We start from the raw sequence: 18,515 nt of genomic DNA, 5'->3' as shown, positions 1-18,515 counted from the left end.
ACATTGTACTGTCGTCCGAATCGGCGGACCGGTCAACGCGCCGGGGGGCAAAGGGGCCGGCACTTTCGGTATGCGCGGCGGCGCGTGCCGAAAGTGCCGGCGGCGCAAGCTATGCTGGTGGTGCGGGGCGCGATTCGGTCTTGCCCGCGACGCACCACGTGGGCACACTACCGCGCCCGGATCCCCTGAGTAGTGGTCGTTTCAGGAAAGGCCAGCCATGACGCTGGACCAGATCAACGCACGGCGGATTGCGATCATCAAGCCCAGCGCGCTGGGCGACATCGTTCACGCGCTCCCGGTTTTAACGGCCCTTCGCGCCCGGTTCCCGGTGGCGCGCATCACCTGGGTCGTGAACGCGAGCCTTGAGCCGCTCATCGCCGGCCACCCGGACCTGACCGACACGCTCCCGTTCGATCGGGGGGCGTTCAAGGGGCTCCGTGGCGGGCTCGCGGCCGCGTGGGGCTTCGCCGCGGAACTGCGGCGCCGGCAGTTCGACATCGTTATCGACATGCAGGGGCTGTTCCGCAGCGGGCTGATGGCCCTGGCGAGCGGCGCCCCGCGCCGGGTCGGGTTTCGCAACGCCCGCGAGGGCAGCCGGTACGCCTACACGCACAAACTGGCCGCGCCCGCGCGCACGGAGGGGCACGCGGTCGATCGCATGTGGGCCGTCGCGGAGGCGTTCGGCGTCGGGCACCTGCCGAAAACGTTCCGCGTGCCGGTGCGAACGGACGAGCGGATAACGGCGCGGGCCGAGCTGATGACGCTCCCGCGCCCGTGGGTGGCGGTCGCGGTGGGGGCGAAGTGGGTCACGAAGCGCTGGCCCGCCCCGCACTTCGCGGAGTTGCTGAACCGCGCGCAGTCGCATTTCGGCGGTTCCGCGATTTTTGTGGGCGGGCACGAGGACACGCCGGCCGCGCGGGAGGTGATGACCGGCCTGCGCGGCCCCGCGCTCGACCTCACCGGCCGGACCTCGCTCCCGCGCCTGTCGGCCGCGCTGTCATTGGCCGATGTGATGGTCGGCAACGACACGGGGCCGCTCCACCTCGCGGCGGCGCTGGGCGTGCCGTGCGTGGCGCCGTACCTCTGCACCAAGGTGGCGTCCCACGGGCCGTACGCGCAAGCCGCGAACTGCGTCGAAACGGCCGTGTCGTGCGGCGGGAGCTACATCAAGAAGTGCCCGAACATGGTCTGCCTGCCGGACCTGACCGCGGACCGGCTGTGGCCCAAACTGGCAGAGGTTCTCGACACATGGCAGCACGCGCGCAGCTCCCGTTCCGCCTGATCCTCGCGAGCGGCTCGTGGGGCCGCCGCTGGCTCATGGAGCAAGCCGGGTACCCGTTCGAGGTGAAGCCGTCCAACATCGACGAGCCCACAGAGGCCCGGTTGGGCGACTGCCGACACTACGTCGGCGAACTCGCGTGGCTCAAAGCCGAAGCGGTCGCACGGAAGGAGCCCGATGGGCTCGTCATCGCCGCCGACACGGTGGGGTGGCTGAACGGGAAAGTCGTGGGCAAGCCCGAAGACGAGGCGGACGCGCGGCGCATCATCAAATCCCTGTCGGGCACCGTTCACGAACTCTGGACCGGGGTGTGCCTGTGGCACCGCCCGTCGGACTTTCAGTTCTGCTGGCAGGAACGCAGCCTCGTCCGCATGGCCCCGCTCTCGGACGCCGAAATCGACGCCTACCTGAAGACGCGCAAGTGGGAAGGGTGCAGCGGCGCGTACTCGATCGAGTTCCCGCACGACCCCTACCTGACGATCGAAACCGGGAGCGCGAGCAACGTCGTCGGGCTCCCGATGGAGTCGCTCGAGAAGGCGCTGGGGTGGATGGCGAGAAGCTTAATGGTCCCTGCTTGAGCGAGATTTACCGTTGTTTTATATCGCAAGGTGGTGTCCTACACGCGTCGGGTAGTGTCCTGTTCGTCTTGCACGTGGCTAGTGATGCGTGGCAAATGGTTGCGCCGTTCGGTAGTGCTTTTCCCGCGCGTGCTGGGATCGGTCGTGGACGACCTGCGTCGGTTCTGTTGCCGGAATCCCGGCTGTGCGGGCTATGGGAACTTGACGGCGCTTCACGTGTAAGGGCACGCCCGGTAGGGACCCGGTTGTCCGGTGGGACTGCAGCCCCGGTACGGGCTTACGTGTTCGTTGACGGGTTGCGAAATGTAAGGGAACCACTCGGGTCCGGTTCCCTTCTATGTGGATCACGTTTGCGGTTCTTGGTTCGCCTTCGTTCGGCGGCCCAAAGGCCCGCGCCCCAGTTCAAGACGCGCTATGAGCACCACCGCCACCAGCGTTTACGACATCCCGGTCAAGGCCATCGACGGCCAGCCGACCACCCTCGAACAGTACCGGGGAAAGGTGCTGCTGGTGGTGAACGTCGCCAGCAAGTGCGGCTTCACCGGTCAGTACAAGGGGCTCGAAGAGCTGTACCGCAAGTACCAGGACCGCGGGCTCGCGGTGCTGGGCTTCCCGTGCAACCAGTTCATGGGGCAGGAGCCCGGGAACGAAGAGGAGATCAAGAGCTTCTGCTCGCTCAAGTACGACGTGACGTTCCCGATGTTCGCGAAGGTGGACGTGAACGGCAGCGCCGCCCACCCGCTGTACCAGCACCTCAAGGACGCCGCTCGCGGCACGCTCGGCACCCGCGGCATCAAGTGGAACTTCACCAAGTTCCTCGTAGACCGGAACGGCAACGTGGTGTCGCGTCACGGCCCGACCACCGGCCCGCAACAACTGGAAGCCGAAATCGAAAAGCTGTTGGGGTGACGTGATGAGCGACGAGGCGCCGAGGCCGGCGCCGCCTACTTCGCGGGTACGTCCCACAACTTCACGGTGCCGTCACCGCTAGCGGTCACGAGCGTTTTGCCGTCCGGTGTGAAGCCCGCGCCGAACACCGGCCCCCGGTGACCACTCAGCGCCTTCACCTCAGAGCCGTCGGCCCCCCACAGTTTCACGCTCCCGTCCTCGTGTCCGGTCGCCAGGAGTGTGCCGTCGCGATCGACCGCCACGGCCCGCGCGCCCCCGACCGCGGCGACCTTCGGGCGCTCGGACCGGTCGCCCAGGTTCCACCAGCGCGGCCCCCCGGTCGCCGCCGCCGCCAGCACCTTTCCGTCGGCTGAAACCGCCAGCGCGTGGACCCGGTGCTTCTCGACCGACAGTTGCCCCGTTGGGGTACCGGTCTGCCAGTTCCACAAGCGCACGCCGCCGTCCTCGCCGGCAGACGCCAGCGTCTTGCCGTCCGGAGCGAACGCCAGCGCGTGAACCCGGCGCGTGTGCCCCTTCAGCACCCGGACGGGCTTGCCCGCGGCCGTCCACAGCGAGACGAGGTGGTCGCTCCCGGCCGAGGCGAGCGTCTTGCCGTCCGGGGCGAACGCCACGCACAGCACCGCCGCCTCGGACGCCGTCACGACCGCCCCCGGGGCGCCGGTCGTGACGTCCCAGAGGCGCACCGTGCGGTCTTCGCCGCACGAGGCGAGTGTCTTGGAGTCGGGGGCGAACGCTAGGCCGGACACCTTCCCGGTGTGCCCGTCGAGCGTGAACCGTGAGGCGGTCGCGCCCGCGGCCCAGACGCGGACCGCGCCGGTGTCGCCGGCCGCCGCGATCAGCGCGCCGTCGGGCGACACGGCGACCACCCGCGCGCCGGTCCCGGCGCTCAGGCTGACCCGCTCCTGGCCGCGGGGCCACAACAGCCACGCCCCGGCACCGGCCGAGGCGAGCAGAACAAGTGCCACGACCGGGAGCCGCGCCCGGCGCGCAAGCGAAGCGTGTGCGGTGGTCATGTGGCTCAATAGTCCCCGACCACCTCGCCGCCGGCGCGGGTGCCGAGCCGCTCCCACGTCACCGGGTTGATCGTGTTCTGGATCACCCGCACGGACCCGTCGCAGAGCAGGAAGTTGACCCCCTGGGTGTGGTTGCTGTTGGTGTCCTCGACGTGGTCCAGCGGGTTGTTGGGCACCCGCCCGTCGGCCGCCTCGCCGGTGTTCGTCAGGCACAGCGTCGGCGGCCCCTCGAACTCGTAGTTCGGGTTCACCGGCGGGTTCGCGCAGCCGGTCACCGCGCCCACCCACGTCGTCTGCGGGGACCGGCGGCTCGCCCGCTCACCGACCATCAGCGTGTTGCTGGTGCCGTCGGTGATGTCGCCCACACGAACCTTGCTGTTGCGGAACAGCACCCCGTTGCCGCTGTCGGGGAAGCCGGTCACCTCGAACGTGCCGCCCACCCCGACGTAGTTCGCGAACGCTACGGAGGTGAGCACCGCGCCGCTCTCGTCCACCGCGTTGAACGTGGCGCCGGGCGGGTTGTCCGACGGGCACAGGAACACCGGCAGCGGGCGCACCCGGGCCGCGGCGTTCGCGGGGTCGCGGATGTCCAGGGCGTAGTTGATGGTGCGGGCGAGGTTGTCCTGCTCGATGTCCGGCAGCAGCACCGCGGCCCAACCCCACCCGGGGCCGGTGCCCTCGGCGTTGAGGGACGGCGCGCCCGACGTGAACCCGGCCGGGAACCGCTCGGTGCGGGAGTGGTAGCTGTGCATCGCTAGGCCGATTTGCTTCAAGTTGTTCTGGCACTTCAGCCGCGCCGCCGCTTCGCGCACCTTCTGGACGGCGGGCAGCAACAGGCCGATGAGAATCGCGATGATCGCGATCACCACCAGCAGCTCGATCAGCGTGAACCCGGCCCGGCGGGCGTTAAATGACATGATGTAACCCTCACGCCCGAAATTAGACGGCGTGAGGATCAAGATAACGGGCGTATTACTCAGTTCAACTCGAAAAGAGGAGATTTCACGCGATTACGACGCGGCGCTATTTTTTCCCGGGCGGGGCCAGCAGCGCGTCGGCCTTGGTGGGGTTCTTCTGCACGTAGTTCGCGACGCCGTTGAAGAACTCCAGGAACTGTTCGGCGCCCTGCTCGGCCACCCTCGGGGCGGCCGGCCCCAGGAGCCGCAGCGCGAGGTTCGCGGCCCGGCTGTCGCTCACCAGGAAGAGTTGCACGCTGGTGCTGAACGACGCCACCCCGTCCTTCGCCGCCTTCTGCGGGTGCGACAGCACCGCGACCGCCTTCACCGGGACGGACGGCGTGGCGGGGCCGGGCTTCACCTTCCCGGTGGCGTACCACACGCGCCCGTCCCGGAACGTGCCGACCGTGCGCCACACCACCTCGCTGCCGTGCTCGTCGGTCCACGAGAACAGCCCGTTGCCGGCGTCGGTGATCGGCACCGCCGGCACCTTCAGCCGCTGCCACGCCAGCGCCACCCGGTCCGGGTGGTCGAACAGCCACTCGTACATGGTGGCCGTGCAGATCAGGTCCGGGGCGGTGGCCTTGGTGGAGACGGTCGGCTTGTTCACGACGCTCATGACGGCGTCGCGGTAGTCCGCGTGGACCACGTCGGCGAGCCGGACCCGCACCGGCCCGGCGGTGTTGGGCAGCGCCGGCGCGGCGGGGGCGGCGCCGGGGACCGCGGCCGGCATCGCCGGCGGTTCGGCGCACGCCGCACCGCCGGCGAGCCCGCCGAGCAACACACTGAACGCTTTGGCAGTTCGGTTCATGGGCACCTTCGTCCGTGACGCCCGGAAATGGCGGTTCGCGCGGAACCGCGGCCTGCGGCCCGACTCAAGATCGAGCGCCGCGGGGCCGCGGCATCAGTAATTCCGGTTACCAGGGCCGGTTGCTCTTGCCCGGTTGCCGCGGGCCGGGGTACCCTCCGCGGCGCGCGCAGTCTGCCGGCGCGCCCCACAGTCGCGCGCAGTTGGAGGAGCCAGAGCCATGACGCCCCCGAAGAAGTGGACCGTTCGCGCCGCCGGGCTGGTGCTGACCGCCCTGACGGTCGTCGGGGTGTGGGCCGCGTTCAACGCCTCGGTGATCCGCGCGCGGTACGCGGCCCAGCAGCTCCGCACGGTCGGCACGGACCCGGAGCGCGACCAGTGGGCCGATGCCCTCGTGACCTACGGCGCCCCGGGGTTCGGGCGGCTCGTCGAGTGCGTGAAGACGGGCAACGAACCGGCACGCGCCGCCGCGGTCGGGGCGCTCGACCGGCACCTGAGCGCGCTGCCCGACGGCGACACGCGGGCGGTGACCATCTGCGCGGCGGTGATCGAGGCGTACCCGTCCTGCGGTCCGGAGGGGAAGGCGGGGGTGCTGCGGCTCGTGCCGACGGTTCTGAACCGCACCGGCGGGGCTTACGCCGACCGGTGCCGGGCGATCGTCGCGGAGTGCCTGAAGGCGCCGGAACCGGACGTACAACTGACGGCGGTGAAGATCGCGATCCACCCCGAGATCCGGCTGCGGGCGGAGGTGACGCCGCTGCTCGCGTCGCCGGAGCCGGCGGTGCGGAGCGCGAGCCTGTTCGCGGTCGCCGGTTCGGCGGACGGCGAGCCGGTGCTGCGCGACGAAGAACTGTTCAAGTGGCTCCACGACCCGGACCCGGGCGTGCGCCGGGTGTGCCACGACGCCCTGGTAAACCGCGACCGCACGGACGTGGAGATCACGCTCGGCCGGCGGCTCACGCACCCGGACGCCACCGAGCGACTGAAGCTGCTCTTGGACCTGCGTTACGACCACGACGTGGCCGACCCGGAGCAGTGGCTCGACCGGCTGAGTCGCGACCCGGAACCGGCGGTGCGCGCCGGCGCGGCCCGGGTGATGGTCGAGCTGGGGCGCGGGCGGAAGCTGCCGGTGCCGACCTGGGTGGGCCGGGTGGCGGACGCGGACCCGCACCCGACGGTGCGGTCGGTTGTCGACTACTACCGCACGCTGCCGCCGGACCGGCCGGAGGGCGTAGCGCCTGCGGGCGGACCGTGATCCGGTCAGAAGTCGTCAGGTCAGCAAGCCATAAAGTCACAAGACTTTTCCCCCAGCGGATTTGTGACTTCGCGACTTTCGACGAACGGACTTCGGACCGGAAGTTCTGAAGCGTTCGGCGATTTGTTAGTAGCAGATCGTATGGTCCGGCCGGTCAACGGTGATTACCGCCTCCGGCTACCGGAGTTACACGTCGCGGACGTGCCCCGTTGCTGGATCAAATGGCGGGGCCACGAGTTACGGTCCGAGTGACACCTTGAGGGGGGGAGGACATTCCTTTCGAGAGCCGTGGCGCAGTTGCCCATAATCCTGCAACGTACCGCTTGCGGTCCGAACAACACCCAGACTACGTGGCAGTGCATGATCGCCCGGTTCAGGAGGGGCAACTCCCATTCGTTGCCGATTCGGAGCCGTCGAGCCGACATTTTTTGCGTGGTTGGTGTTGACAGATGCCGGATGCCCGGACAATATGTTGCCAGAGCTCTGCCTCTTCTCTGTTCCGGCCCCACCGTACCGCGGCGCAAGCCGAGATACGGTGGGGTTTTCACATTCCCGAGTTCGGCACGCCTCACCGTGCGCTGGGGAACGAGGCTGGGACCGGGAGTGAACCCGATCGGCGAACGCGCGCGCCGGACCGCCCGCGCAAGCGAGCCGGGTGCCCGGCGCCCGGGGGTGCCGGGCGGCCCGCAGGCCCCGGACCGCCGTACTGACCTCTTTCGTCCGCCCCGTCGAATGGAGCTGGTGTCGTGCAAGCCCCCGTCAACCTCGACGACCCGACCCTCTACACCAACCGCGACCTGAGCTGGCTCGAGTTCAACCGCCGGGTGCTCGAGGAGGCCCAGGACCCGACCGTGCCCATGCTGGAGCGGCTCAAGTTCCTGGCCATCTTCAGCTCCAACCTGGACGAGTTCTACATGGTCCGGGTGGGCGGCATCCAGCAGAAGGTGCAGGCGAACCTACCGGTCGGGTCCGGGGCCGACCAGATGTCCCCGCGCGCGCAACTGGAGCAGGTCCGCGCCACCACCCGCGAGCTGGTCGCCGAGCAGTACCGGGTGCTGCACCAGGAGGTGCTGCCCGCGCTCGCCGCCCGCGGGATCGTGGTGCGCGCCACCGACCAGCTCTCCGACACCGACCGGGCGCACATCCGCGACCTGTTTACCCGCGAGATCTTCCCGGTCCTCACGCCGCTCTCCACCGACCCGGCGCACCCGTTCCCGCACCTGCACAACAAATCGCTCAACCTCGCCGTGCGGTTGCACCGGCCCAAAGACGCGGACCCGGTGTACGCCGTGGTTCAGGTGCCCAGCGTACTCCCGCGGTTCGTGGCCCTGCCCGGAGCCGGCAACGGAAAGGCGGCGACCGGCGACCCGGCGCCGCCCGCCCCGCTCGTGACACACGCCTTCCTGCCCCTGGAGGACGCGATCCGGCTGCACCTGGCGGAACTGTTCCCCGGACTGGAGAGCGTGCTCGCGGTCGCCTTCCGCGTGACCCGCGACAGCGAGTACGAGCTGGACGACGAGGTGGACGACCTGCTTGAGGAGATCGAGGCGCACGTGCGGGCGCGGCGCCGCGGGCACCCGGTGCGGCTGGAGATCGACGCCGGCGCGCCGCCCGACATGCTCACGTTCCTCACCGACGGGCTGAACCTGAACCCCGACGACGTGTGCCCGACGCCCGGCCCGCTGGACCTCACCGGGCTGTTCCAGATCCACGGGGTGCCCGGGTTCGCCGACCTGCGCGACCCGCCGTTCACCCCCGCCGCGGTGCCCGCGTTCGCCCAGGCCACCAACCCGTGGTCGGTGATCCGCGGCCGGGACGTGCTCGTGTTCCACCCGTTCGAGTCGTTCGCCCCGGTGGTGGAGTTCATCGAGGCCGCCGCGGCCGACGACCGGGTGCTGGCCATCAAGCAGACGCTCTACCGCACCAGCAGCGACTCGCCCATCGTGCGCGCGCTCCAGCGGGCCGCCGACCGCGGCAAGCAGGTGACCGCGGTGGTCGAGCTGAAGGCCCGCATGGACGAGGAGCGCAACATCCTGTGGGCGCGGGAGCTGGAGAAGTCCGGGGTCCACGTGGTGTTCGGGTTCGTGGGCCTCAAAACGCACTGCAAGGTGTCGCTGGTGGTGCGCCGCGACGAGGACCACTCGATCCGCCGGTACGTCCACCTGGGGAGCGGGAACTACAACCCGCAGACCGCCCGAGTGTACACGGACCTGGGGCTGTTCACCTGCAACCCGGAGATCGCCGAGGACGCGACCCTGCTGTTCAACCACCTCACGGCCAGCACCACGCTGCCGCCCATGCGGAAGCTGCTGGTGGCGCCGCTGCGGCTGCAAACGCAGATGATCGAGAAGATCGACCGCGAGGCCGCGAACCAGAAGGCCGGGAAGCCGGCGGGCCTGATGGTGAAGGTGAACGGCATCCTGGAGCCGGCGGTGGTGAAGGCGCTGTACCGGGCGAGCCAGGCGGGCGTGCGGATCGAGATCGCGTGCCGCGGGATCTGCTCGCTGCGCCCGGGGATCCCGGGGGTGAGCGAGAACGTGCGGGTGATTTCCGTGGTGGACCGGTTCCTGGAACACAGCCGGATCTTTTACTTCGAGAACGGCGGCGAACAGGAAGTGTTCGTGGGCAGCGCGGACTGGATGGACCGCAACCTGAGCCGCCGGGTGGAGGTGGTGTTCCCGATCGAGCAGGCGGACCTGAAGCAGCGGGTCATCGACATCCTGCGCACGACGCTGGCCGACACGACGAAGGCCCGCGAGCTGCTGCCCGACGGGCGCTACCGGCGGGTCGTGCCGCCGGAGGGGCAGCCCGCAGCGCGGAGCCAGTTGCGGTTCCTGGAACAGGCGAACGTGCCCCCCCCGTCCCCGCCCACCGCGCCCGCCACGCCCAAGCCGACCCGCCGCACGAAACGGCGGTAAAAGGTAGACGGGCTCACCGCCGAGAGAGGAACCTCTCGGCGGTGAGCCCGTCTACCTTGGTAGCGAGTTCTGCCGCACTCACTCGTTGCCGGTCTTCGGCGCGGCGGGCTTGGCCGGCGCGACGACCGGGGCCGAGGCGTGCGGGTTGGTCGGGGCCATGATCGGGTAGTCGCTCGGGCTGTACCCGCAGTCGCACTTGCCCCCGATGTGCTGGCAGCCGAGCCCGGCCGCCAGCGCGGTAATAACAGACAGTTGCGCGAGATATCGGCGCATGAGGTCAGCCCGTCCGTAGGCGTATTTTTATTTGCGAAGAGTTGTCCGCCCCACGGCCGCCGTCGGGGTGGGCGCCGGTCGCCCGGCGCTCAGACCCGACGGCAGCACGGGAGGGTGAACGCACCAACGGCCCGCTTCCGTGCGCGAACCACTGGCGGCCGGGTGGGCGTCGGACTCCGCCGCCACCGCACCCGACGCCAATCGTATCGACGCGCCGCGTTGCCCGGGTTCACTCGTTTCCGCCGAACCGCGCGGTTTCTCATCTCCGCTCGCCTAGACTAGCTGTGTCGGGGGAAGCGGACGCGCCGCCCAGACGCCCGGCATCTCGACCTCGGAGGCACCGAACCGCTTGGACGCCATCATCCTCGCCGCCGGAAAAGGCACGCGCCTGCGCCCGCACACCGAGACGGTTCCCAAGCCTCTGCTGCCCGTTCAGGGCCGCCCCATCCTCGACTGGATCATCGGCGCGCTGCCGCCCGTCGACCGGCTGGTGGTGGTCGTCAACTACCTGGGCGAGCAGATCGAGGAGTACCTCGCGAGGCAGCCGCACGTGAAGAACTGGGCGACCGTCCGGCAGACCGAGCCCCGCGGCACCGGGGACGCACTCATGAGCTGCAAGGGGGCCGTGCAATCGGATCGGGTGATGGTGCTCAACGGGGACGATCTCATCGGCCGCGCCGACCTGGCGAAGCTCGCGCAAGTGCCGATGGGCATTCTCGCGCACCCGGTGGGCACCCCGAAGGACTACGGGATCCTGTTCCGCAACCCCGACGGTACGCTGCACCACATCGAAGAGAAGCCCGAGGGGTTGGCCCCGCCGCAGTTGGCGAACATCGGCGGCTACGTGTTCCCGCGCCGGGTGTTCGACCTGACGCTGCCGCTGTCGCCGCGGGGCGAGTACGAGATCACGGACGCGGTGAGCCAGCTCGCGGCGGCCGGGGGCTTCCACGTGGTCGCGGCGGACTACTGGTTCCCGATCGGCAACGTGGAGCAGTGGAACGCGGCGCAGACTGCCGATGTGACGCCGGCCCGATGACTCCGAACGGAGTTGCTTCCGGTTGTGCGGCCGGGTGTTGAGTGTGGCCCGCTCGCTCCGCGAGCGGTACTTCGAGCGCCGAACTGCTTTGGGTGTTACAACTCGCGCGGCTTCGTAACCGCTCGCGGAGCGAGCGGACCACACTCAACACCAAAACCATCAGCAGGCGCAACTGACGCTAATGTCGCCCTGGTCCTCGTCCGAAACCGGTACACCGGTGACGAGCGACCAGTTGCGGAAGAACGTCCGCATGTTATCGCCACCCTCTCGGAAGAAGTCGGCCCCGGCGTCGGAGCCGAAGGACATGTGCCCCTCTTCGAGGCCGCTCCGCCCGACCTCAATGGCGTACTCGTAGGTGTGCGGGTCGGTGTCGCTCGGCGCGCCGACCTCGTCGTTCTCGTCCTTGTAGTCGTGGTAGTTGATGTCGCGGACGAACTGCTCGAGCCAGCGCACCGCAGCGGCGGTCTCATCCGAGTAGACCAAGTTCACCAGCCGCTCGGCCCGCGCCCGGCTCAGCGCCCCGTCCTGGCATTGCGCCAGCACCTCGGGGTCCGTACACCCGGCGTCCTGGAGCGCGTCCGCCAGGATCGGCAGCGCGTCGAACTCGCGCGCGTCCAGCATCCGCCGGCACAGCGCCAGCACCGTACCCGTTCGCCACGCCGGGTTCATACCTGCGCCCTCTTTCTCTGGGTGAGATAGTCCCGAATTGCCTGGTTCACTTCGGCGGGGGAATTGGTGGGGTACGCCGGGTGCGACCACTCGTGCCGCAGGGTGGTTACGGTGTTGGGGTACAGGAACAGCCAGAACCGCCGGCCGGCGGGGACCGGTTCGCGCAGGAACGGGTCAACGATCCCCACCGGCACGACGCCCGGTCCTTCCGGGTTCCCGCGCGGGTCAACGTGCTGGCCCGGCCGCAACTCGCACGGGGCCGTCGTGGGCGCGATGGCGACGTGGACCGCGTCGCGGCCCTCGTCGCCGTCGATCAGTCGGCCGATCGGCAAAGTCATGTCCCCTCCGCGGGTCCGGTCGCTCGTGGCGTGAGTGGTGAGTAAGTTACCGGAGCCGCGGGCCGGTCGCAATGTGCGCGGCAGGCCCTGCGAGCCTGGAACGGCCGCGCGATCAGCAGGTGCAACTGAACGTGATGCGCGCCTGCTGGTCGTCCGGAACCGCCACGCCGGTGACGAGCGACCAGTTGCGGAAGAAGGCCCGCCGGTTGTTGTCGCTCTGCCAAAAGAAGTGGGCGCCTTCGATGGACACGAACGTGATGTGCCCCTGATCGAGCCCGGTGCGGCCGATCTCGACGACGCTCTCGTAGGTGTCGGCCGGATTGCCCTCGGCGTCACAGTGATCGATGTCGCGGACGAACTGCTCGAGCCAGCGCACCGCGGCCGCGGTCTTGTCCGAGTAGACCAGGTTCACCAACCGCTCGGCCCGCGCCCGGCTCAGCGTCCCGTCCTGGCACGAGGTGAGTAGTTCCGGGTCCGTACACCCGGCGTCCTGAAGCGCATCGGCCAGGATCGGCAGCGCGTCGAACTCCCGCGCGTCCAGCATCCGCCGGCACAGCGCCACCACCGTACCCGTTCGCCACGCCGGGTTCATACCCCGCTCCTTACCTTCCGGCGACAGCGTTTACTGATCCGTTGCTTTCGGGGCCGGGAGCGGTTCCCAGCGCAGCCCGGGCACGGTGGCCCGCGACCGCCGCGCCAGCACCTCCCACGGCGTCCCCTTGTGGTCGGCCGCCACCTTCTCGAACCCTTCCTGTGCGGCCACCAGTAGGTCTTTCATCTCCTTGCGCGACGTGAGCTTGTCGCCGGCCGTCAGCCGCCACCCCGGTGCCCCGGGGGCCAAGTCCGGCAACGTCTCCGTTCGCACCCGCGCCAGCAGCAGGTTGTACTCGTTCAGCACCACCACCCGCAGCCGCACCTCCGCCAGGGTGAGGTCGTAGTGCGCCTGCCACCGCCGCGTCTCCTTCGCCCGGTGCCCCTCCACCGCCCGCAGCGCTTCCAGTTCGGCCTCCAACCTCAGCACCGCCTCGGCCAGCGGCTGTTGGGCGTCGCTGATCGTCTTCTTGGTACGCTCCGCGACCGGGGCGGCGAGCGGGGTCACGCCCTTCGCTTCCTTCCCGCCCCGCGGCCACACCTCGCGCACCGCCTGGAGCGAGCGAAGCACCGCCGCCCGCAACGGGTACTTTTCGGCGGCCTTGAGCACCTCTTCGACTGACACGTCCGGCGCGGTGCCCTTCAGCGCGTCCGGGGCGAACGGCACCGCTCCCACCTGCGACCGGTCGGCCTCGAACAGCGGCGGCAGCGCGAGTTCGTCGAGCACGGCTTTCACATCGGCCGTCGGTGGCTTCGGCGGCTCGGGCAGGTCGGCGCGCCGGGCCGGTGCCGCCTTCGGGTCGAACGGCGCCGGCGCCTTGGGCGCAGTCCCGACCGCGGCCGGTGTTTGCTTCGCGCCGCGCGCACCCGTCGCCACCGCCCCAGCCACGACCGTCTTTGCGGCGCCCTGGTTCCAGGCATCCACCGGGATAGGGTCGGCCGGGCCGAGTTGCGCGAACTCGTCCGCGGCGGCCCGGCGTAGCGCGTCGAGGTACGCGCTACCCGTTTGCAGCCCACTCGGAACGTACTCCAGCCCGCGCTCGCCCGGCGAGCAGCTTACCAGCACCTGAACCCCTGCCGGTACTGCCGTCAGCGCCTTGAACAGGCCCTCGGACATCGGGCCGCCGTCGCGGCGCCCGCGCACCCGGTCCGGGTTGTGCCGGCACACGTCCCAGATCACGACTTTCTGCGCCGCCTTCAGCTTGTCGAGCCGGGCGTACACGTCCGCGACCGGAACGAGCGTCGCCGGCGCGTCCGGGTCGCCGTCGAGCGGGACGAAGAACGGGCCGCCGGCCCGTTCGATGGCGTGGCCGCTGAAGACGATCACGGCGCGGTCCTGTTCGCGCGTCGTGGCGCAGAAGCGATCGAGTGCGGTCGCGACGGCGGCCCGGGTCGGGTGCGGGCTGGCGGCGGACGTGTCGGTCAGGACGAAAAGCTGGTTGTTCCCCTTTGCGACGGGAACGCGGAGGGCGGCGGCGAACCGCTCGGCGGCGCGCGGCGGGCCGGCCCCGTCCGGCGCGGCGGTGAGCGGGTTCACGTACAGGTACCCGCTCGCCTGGATGAACAGGAGCCGCCGCGGGGCGGGTCCCTTGGGGTCTTGCGCGCCCGCGAGCGCCGCGAGGCCGAGGACCGCCGCGAAGGAAAGAACCGGTCGCATGGGCACCTCAGTGGAGACGGCGTTCTTCGATTGCGACCGCCGGGCGGTGCGACGACCGGGCCGACCGTCACGCCGGCAGCGCGGGGCGCGAGTACAGGTCGTCGATGGCCTCGGTCAGAACGGCGTCGAGCTGCTCGGCCTCGCGGACGCTGGGCTCGCGGGACACGTGCGGCACGAGGTGGATCGTGCCGTTCGGCTCGAACCCGATCTCGAGGTTCGCCAGCAGCCCGCCCGGGAGCCGGCGCACCACGAACGCCCACACGGCCCGGCGCACGGCGGCCCGGCGCACGGTCCCGTCGGCGCGGTCGCCCTGACGGGCCTCGTGGTGCGCGACCGCGGCCAGCACGTCACACATGACGGCGTGGCCGTCGCCGTACCTCTGGTCCGCGAACGCGAGCAGGTCGGCCAGCACCGCGCGAACGTGAACCGGGTCGCCGCTCGCGGCCCGTGCCAGCACCCCGGCAACGGCTTGGTGGGTCAACTCGTCGGGCAGGTCGGCGAGGTCGGCGAACGGGTTGTCGGCCCGGCCCGCGGCCTTCAGCGCTTCGGCCCGCACCGGGACCGCGAACGCGATGAGCGCGTCGCCGAGGTGCCAGAGCGCGTCGTAAGCCTCCTGAGCGGCAGCGAGCGCCTCGTCCGCCTTGCCCGCCTTCAAGAGCCCGTCGGCCAGCGGGACGTTGGTCGCGATGGTCCGTGGCGCGTTCGCGCCGAACAGGTTTCGCGCGAACGCGCCGCACTGCCGGTGGACCTTCTCGGCTTCCTCGAACCGGCCCAGCGCGACCAGGGCCTCGGCGAACCCGAACATGAACCCGAGCCGCGCCTGCCGGCCCGCGTCATCGGCCGGGAGCGGCGCCTTGCACGCGTGCTGGAACTCGACCGCCGCTTTCCCGTACTGGCCCATCTTCAGGTGCAGCCGGGCGATGTCGGCGTAGGCGGCGGCGAGCGGCGGCGACCCGGACCCGTGCTTCGCCTTCGCCGACTGCGCGGCCTTCTTCACCGCCGTCTCGGCGTCACCGCTCTTGCCCTCGGCGAGTAACAGCAGGGCCTGTTGCAGCGCGGCCGACGGGGGATCCGCAAACACCATAACCGGTCTCGCCCGCAAGTTGTGGAGAACGTGGGGAGTGTGGGAACAAAACGGGCGGCCCCGCCGTTGTTCACAGGTTTCTGTATGCACGCGCCGAGGCACCCGCCACCCGGGGACGCCACCGGGCTCCCGCCCGGTGATGCCAATCAGGGCCGTTCTGTGTGTGTAACGGGGCGGGCTACGAAGACCCCTCTCCCCTTGGGCAGCGGTACGACTCGGGGAAGAAGAAGCGGCACACGGTCAAGCACCAAGCTACGGTCAACTTAATTTGCCGCCCACGATCCTTGAGCACACTCAGACATACCCACCGGCCTGTGTGATGCTGTCGCCCAGGAACACGACCCGCTTGCCCGCGAACGCGTCGATGTCCTGCGCGAGTGCGGGGCCACGAGCGCCGCGCCGACGAGAACTGCGAGCAGGGGCCGGATCATGACTTTCTCTCGTGTGTGTTTCCCGGTTCCGACGACGGGGTCCGGTTGTGCGGGCCGCAGATCCGGTAAAGTCGCCCTATTCTTCCTGATCGTGCTTGCCCGAAGCAAGGCCCGCATGCAGGCTGAAATCGTTTTCACCGCGGAGTGAGCGATGTTTCCTCGCAGCCTGTTACTTCTTTTCCTTCTGGCCGCTCCGGCTGCCGCCCAGTCACAGCCGATCGATCCGACGGCGCTGACGCTCGATCGGCTGTTCGCTTCGGACGACTTCCGCGGCGACCCGGTGCCCGGCGTGAAGTGGCTCGACGGCGGCGCGTACACCACCCTTCAGCCCTCCAAAACCCACAAGGGCGCGAGCGACCTCGCCCGCGTCGACGCGGCGGGAAAAGCGGAAGTGCTGGTCGCGGCCGAGAAGCTGATCCCGCCGGGTGCGAAGGAGCCGCTCGCGGTCCACGGCTACGACCTCTCGAAGGACCTCGACCTCGTGCTGATCTTCACCAACTCGGTGAAGGTGTGGCGGCAGAACACCCGCGGCGACTACTGGACGTTCCGGCGCTCGACCGGGAAGCTCGCGAAGCTCGGCGGCGACGCGAAGCCGTCCACGCTCATGTTCGCGAAGATGTCGCCCGACGGGACGCGCGTTGGGTACGTGCGCGACAACAACATTTACGCGGAGCCGGCGGCGGGCGGCGCGGCCACGCCGCTCACGGCGGATGGCACGGAGCAGGTCATCAACGGCACCTTCGACTGGGTGTATGAGGAGGAGTTCTACTGCCGCGACGGGTGGCGCTGGAGCCCGGACGGGAAATCGGTCGCGTACTGGCAGCTCGACACCCGGGGCGTGAAGGCGTTCACGATGATCGACAACACGACCGCCGTGTACCCGGCGCTCAAGACGTTCGCGTACCCCAAGACCGGCGAGCGCAACTCCGCGTGCCGGGTCGGCGTGGTGCCCGCGGCCGGCGGCCCGACGAAGTGGCTCGACGTGCCCGGCGACACCCGGACCGACTTCTACATCCCGCGCATGGAGTGGGCCGGCAACGCGACCGAACTGGTCGTCCAGCGGGTGAACCGGCTCCAGAACGCGGTGGACGTGCTGCTCGCCGACGCCCGGACGGGGCAGGTGCGGGCGCTCCTGACCGAGCGCGACGGCGCGTGGGTCGATGTCCACGACGACGCGGGCGAGTGGGTGGAAAAGGGGGCGGCGTTCACCTGGGTGAGCGAGCGGGACGGGTGGCGGCACCTGTACCTCGCGTCGCGCGACGGCAAGTCCGTGCGCAAGGTCACGAGCGGCGAGTTCGATGTGATCCGTGTGCTGAGCATCGATGAGAAGGCCGGGAGCGTCTACTTCCTCGCGTCGCCGGACAACCCGACCCAGCACTACCTCTACAAATGCGCGCTCGACGGCACCGGCGCGCCGGTACGGGTCACGCCCGCGGACCAGCCGGGCTGGCACGATTACGACCTCGCGCCCGGCGGCGCGCTGGCGGTCCACACCTACTCCACCTTCGGGAAGCCGCCGCGGGTGGAACTGATTTCCCTTCCGGACCACAAGGTTGTTCGCGTGTTGGCGGCCAACGACAAGCTGCGCGAAACCGTGGCGAAGCTGAAGCAAACGCCGCCGGAGTTCTTCCGGGCCGATGTCGGCGGCGAGGTGAAGCTGGACGGCTGGCTCATGAAGCCCGCCAACTTCGACCCGGCCAAGAAGTACCCCGTCCTGTTCCACGTGTACGGCGAGCCGGCGGGCCAGTTGGTGACGGACCGGTGGGGCGGCCGGCAGCACCTGTGGCACCTCATGCTGACCCAGCAGGGGTACGCGGTGGCGTGCGTGGACAACCGCGGGACGCCGTGCCCGCGCGGCCGCGACTGGCGCAAATCGGTGTACCGGAAGATCGGCGTGACCGCCTCGGCGGATCAGGCCGCGGCCGTGCGCGACCTGCTCAAGCAGCGCCCGTACCTCGACGGGTCGCGGGTGGGCGTGTGGGGCTGGAGCGGCGGCGGGTCGATGACGCTGAACCAGATGTTCCGCCACCCCGATCTGTACCGGACCGGCATGTCCGTCGCGCCGGTGCCCGACATGCGGCTGTACGACACGATCTACCAGGAGCGGTACATGGGGCTGCCGCAGGACAACGCCGAGGACTACAAGCAGGGCTCGCCGATCACGCACGCGGCCGGGCTGAAGGGGAACCTGCTGATCGTTCACGGCACCGGCGACGACAACGTTCACTACCAGGGCACGGAGAAGCTCGCGGACAAGCTGATCGAGCTGAACAAGCCGTTCGCGATGATGGCGTACCCGAACCGGAGCCACTCGATCAACGAGGGCAAGAACACGAGCCGGCACCTGTACGGGCTGCTCACGAAGTACCTGAACGACAACCTGCCCGCCGGCCCGAAGCCCTGAAGGGAGAAAGGCAACCTACCCCCCGGCCCCCTCCCTTCAGGGAGGGGGAGAAAGAAGGTACGGGTACGCGAATTGGTGCGCGGAGCGGACCCACCCCCCGGCCCCCTCCCTTCAGGGAGGGGGAGGAAGACGAAACGCACCGCACGCCCGGTTTGCCACGCGGTTCCAAAGTGCTTTCTCCCCCTCCCTGCAGGGAGGGGGCTGGGGGTGGGTCTGCTCCGCGCGCCCGAGCCGCTCCGGGATCACACGCACCCGGCGCCACCCCTCCCGTCCCGCCGACCCACGGAAGCTCCGCTGACCGGGCCGGTGGACGGGA

General features: G+C 69.8%; 16 protein-coding genes. 7 read left to right on the top strand and 9 right to left on the bottom strand.

All coding sequences use genetic code 11. The features are described 5' to 3' along the window. The first annotated feature begins 217 nt into the window (after positions 1-217). From R5W23_RS06085 to R5W23_RS06075, 3 genes are all read left to right on the top strand, one after another. Entirely contained in the window at positions 218-1,282 is a 1,065-nt protein-coding gene (locus R5W23_RS06085) for a glycosyltransferase family 9 protein (protein WP_320685566.1), read from the top strand. Further along, positions 1,249-1,857 carry a Maf family protein gene (locus R5W23_RS06080; RefSeq protein WP_320685565.1) on the top strand — a complete coding sequence of 203 codons (609 nt, stop codon included), beginning with the start codon at positions 1,249-1,251 and terminating at the stop codon, positions 1,855-1,857. Before R5W23_RS06085 ends, R5W23_RS06080 begins: the two co-directional genes overlap by 34 nt. Positions 1,858-2,271: 414 nt before the next feature. Next, on the top strand, positions 2,272-2,766 hold the full coding sequence (locus R5W23_RS06075) for a glutathione peroxidase (protein ID WP_320685564.1): 495 nt from the start codon (positions 2,272-2,274) through the stop codon (positions 2,764-2,766). A 35-nt stretch (positions 2,767-2,801) separates the two neighbouring features. Here R5W23_RS06075 and R5W23_RS06070 read toward each other — a convergent pair whose 3' ends face one another. From R5W23_RS06070 to R5W23_RS06060, 3 genes are all read right to left on the bottom strand, one after another. Then, a complete protein-coding gene (locus R5W23_RS06070; RefSeq protein WP_320685563.1) occupies positions 2,802-3,779 on the bottom strand; it encodes a WD40 repeat domain-containing protein in 978 nt (325 codons plus the stop codon). 5 nt (positions 3,780-3,784) lie between these two features. Then, positions 3,785-4,696 carry a DUF1559 domain-containing protein gene (locus R5W23_RS06065; RefSeq protein WP_320685562.1) on the bottom strand — a complete coding sequence of 304 codons (912 nt, stop codon included), beginning with the start codon at positions 4,694-4,696 and terminating at the stop codon, positions 3,785-3,787. A gap of 106 nt (positions 4,697-4,802) precedes the next feature. Then, positions 4,803-5,546, bottom strand: a complete 744-nt coding sequence (locus tag R5W23_RS06060; RefSeq protein ID WP_320685561.1) for a hypothetical protein — start codon at positions 5,544-5,546, stop codon at positions 4,803-4,805. A gap of 217 nt (positions 5,547-5,763) precedes the next feature. On the opposite strand from R5W23_RS06060, the gene R5W23_RS06055 reads away from it, so the two are divergent. Together R5W23_RS06055 and ppk1 are read left to right on the top strand one after the other, a co-directional pair. Next, the gene (locus tag R5W23_RS06055) at positions 5,764-6,798 is read left to right on the top strand and encodes a HEAT repeat domain-containing protein (protein ID WP_320685560.1); all 1,035 of its coding nucleotides are present in this window, start codon (positions 5,764-5,766) and stop codon (positions 6,796-6,798) included. 746 nt (positions 6,799-7,544) lie between these two features. Then, complete coding sequence (gene ppk1, locus R5W23_RS06050; protein ID WP_261187180.1) at positions 7,545-9,716, top strand: polyphosphate kinase 1; 2,172 nt, start codon at positions 7,545-7,547, stop codon at positions 9,714-9,716. A 78-nt stretch (positions 9,717-9,794) separates the two neighbouring features. Here ppk1 and R5W23_RS06045 read toward each other — a convergent pair whose 3' ends face one another. Continuing rightward, positions 9,795-9,989: a hypothetical protein gene (locus tag R5W23_RS06045; RefSeq protein ID WP_320685559.1), complete on the bottom strand. Its 195-nt coding sequence runs from the start codon at positions 9,987-9,989 to the stop codon at positions 9,795-9,797. A 349-nt stretch (positions 9,990-10,338) separates the two neighbouring features. Here R5W23_RS06045 and R5W23_RS06040 point away from each other — a divergent pair, with 349 nt between their 5' ends. After that, positions 10,339-11,025: a nucleotidyltransferase family protein gene (locus R5W23_RS06040; protein WP_320685558.1), complete on the top strand. Its 687-nt coding sequence runs from the start codon at positions 10,339-10,341 to the stop codon at positions 11,023-11,025. Between the two features lie 159 nt (positions 11,026-11,184). Here R5W23_RS06040 and R5W23_RS06035 read toward each other — a convergent pair whose 3' ends face one another. The 5 genes from R5W23_RS06035 to R5W23_RS06015 form a co-directional block, all read right to left on the bottom strand. After that, a complete protein-coding gene (locus tag R5W23_RS06035) occupies positions 11,185-11,694 on the bottom strand; it encodes a hypothetical protein (protein ID WP_320685557.1) in 510 nt (169 codons plus the stop codon). Continuing rightward, positions 11,691-12,032, bottom strand: coding sequence for a hypothetical protein (locus R5W23_RS06030; protein ID WP_320685556.1), 342 nt, complete (start codon positions 12,030-12,032; stop codon positions 11,691-11,693). Before R5W23_RS06030 ends, R5W23_RS06035 begins: the two co-directional genes overlap by 4 nt. Before the next feature lie 112 nt (positions 12,033-12,144). Further along, positions 12,145-12,624 carry a hypothetical protein gene (locus R5W23_RS06025; protein WP_320685555.1) on the bottom strand — a complete coding sequence of 160 codons (480 nt, stop codon included), beginning with the start codon at positions 12,622-12,624 and terminating at the stop codon, positions 12,145-12,147. A 30-nt stretch (positions 12,625-12,654) separates the two neighbouring features. Continuing rightward, a complete protein-coding gene (locus tag R5W23_RS06020) occupies positions 12,655-14,280 on the bottom strand; it encodes a caspase family protein (protein WP_320685554.1) in 1,626 nt (541 codons plus the stop codon). Positions 14,281-14,347: 67 nt separating this feature from the next. Further along, on the bottom strand, positions 14,348-15,364 hold the full coding sequence (locus R5W23_RS06015) for a tetratricopeptide repeat protein (protein ID WP_320685553.1): 1,017 nt from the start codon (positions 15,362-15,364) through the stop codon (positions 14,348-14,350). A 582-nt stretch (positions 15,365-15,946) separates the two neighbouring features. Here R5W23_RS06015 and R5W23_RS06010 point away from each other — a divergent pair. Continuing rightward, positions 15,947-18,199, top strand: coding sequence for a S9 family peptidase (locus R5W23_RS06010; RefSeq protein ID WP_320685552.1), 2,253 nt, complete (start codon positions 15,947-15,949; stop codon positions 18,197-18,199). Positions 18,200-18,515 lie beyond the last annotated feature (316 nt).

Origin of the sequence: Gemmata algarum (assembly GCF_034097035.1) — a bacterium.
Classification (GTDB): Bacteria; Planctomycetota; Planctomycetia; order Gemmatales; family Gemmataceae; genus Gemmata; species Gemmata algarum.
The sequence above is the reverse complement of the archived record's forward strand: the minus strand, read 5'-3'. Positions and strand labels throughout refer to the sequence as shown.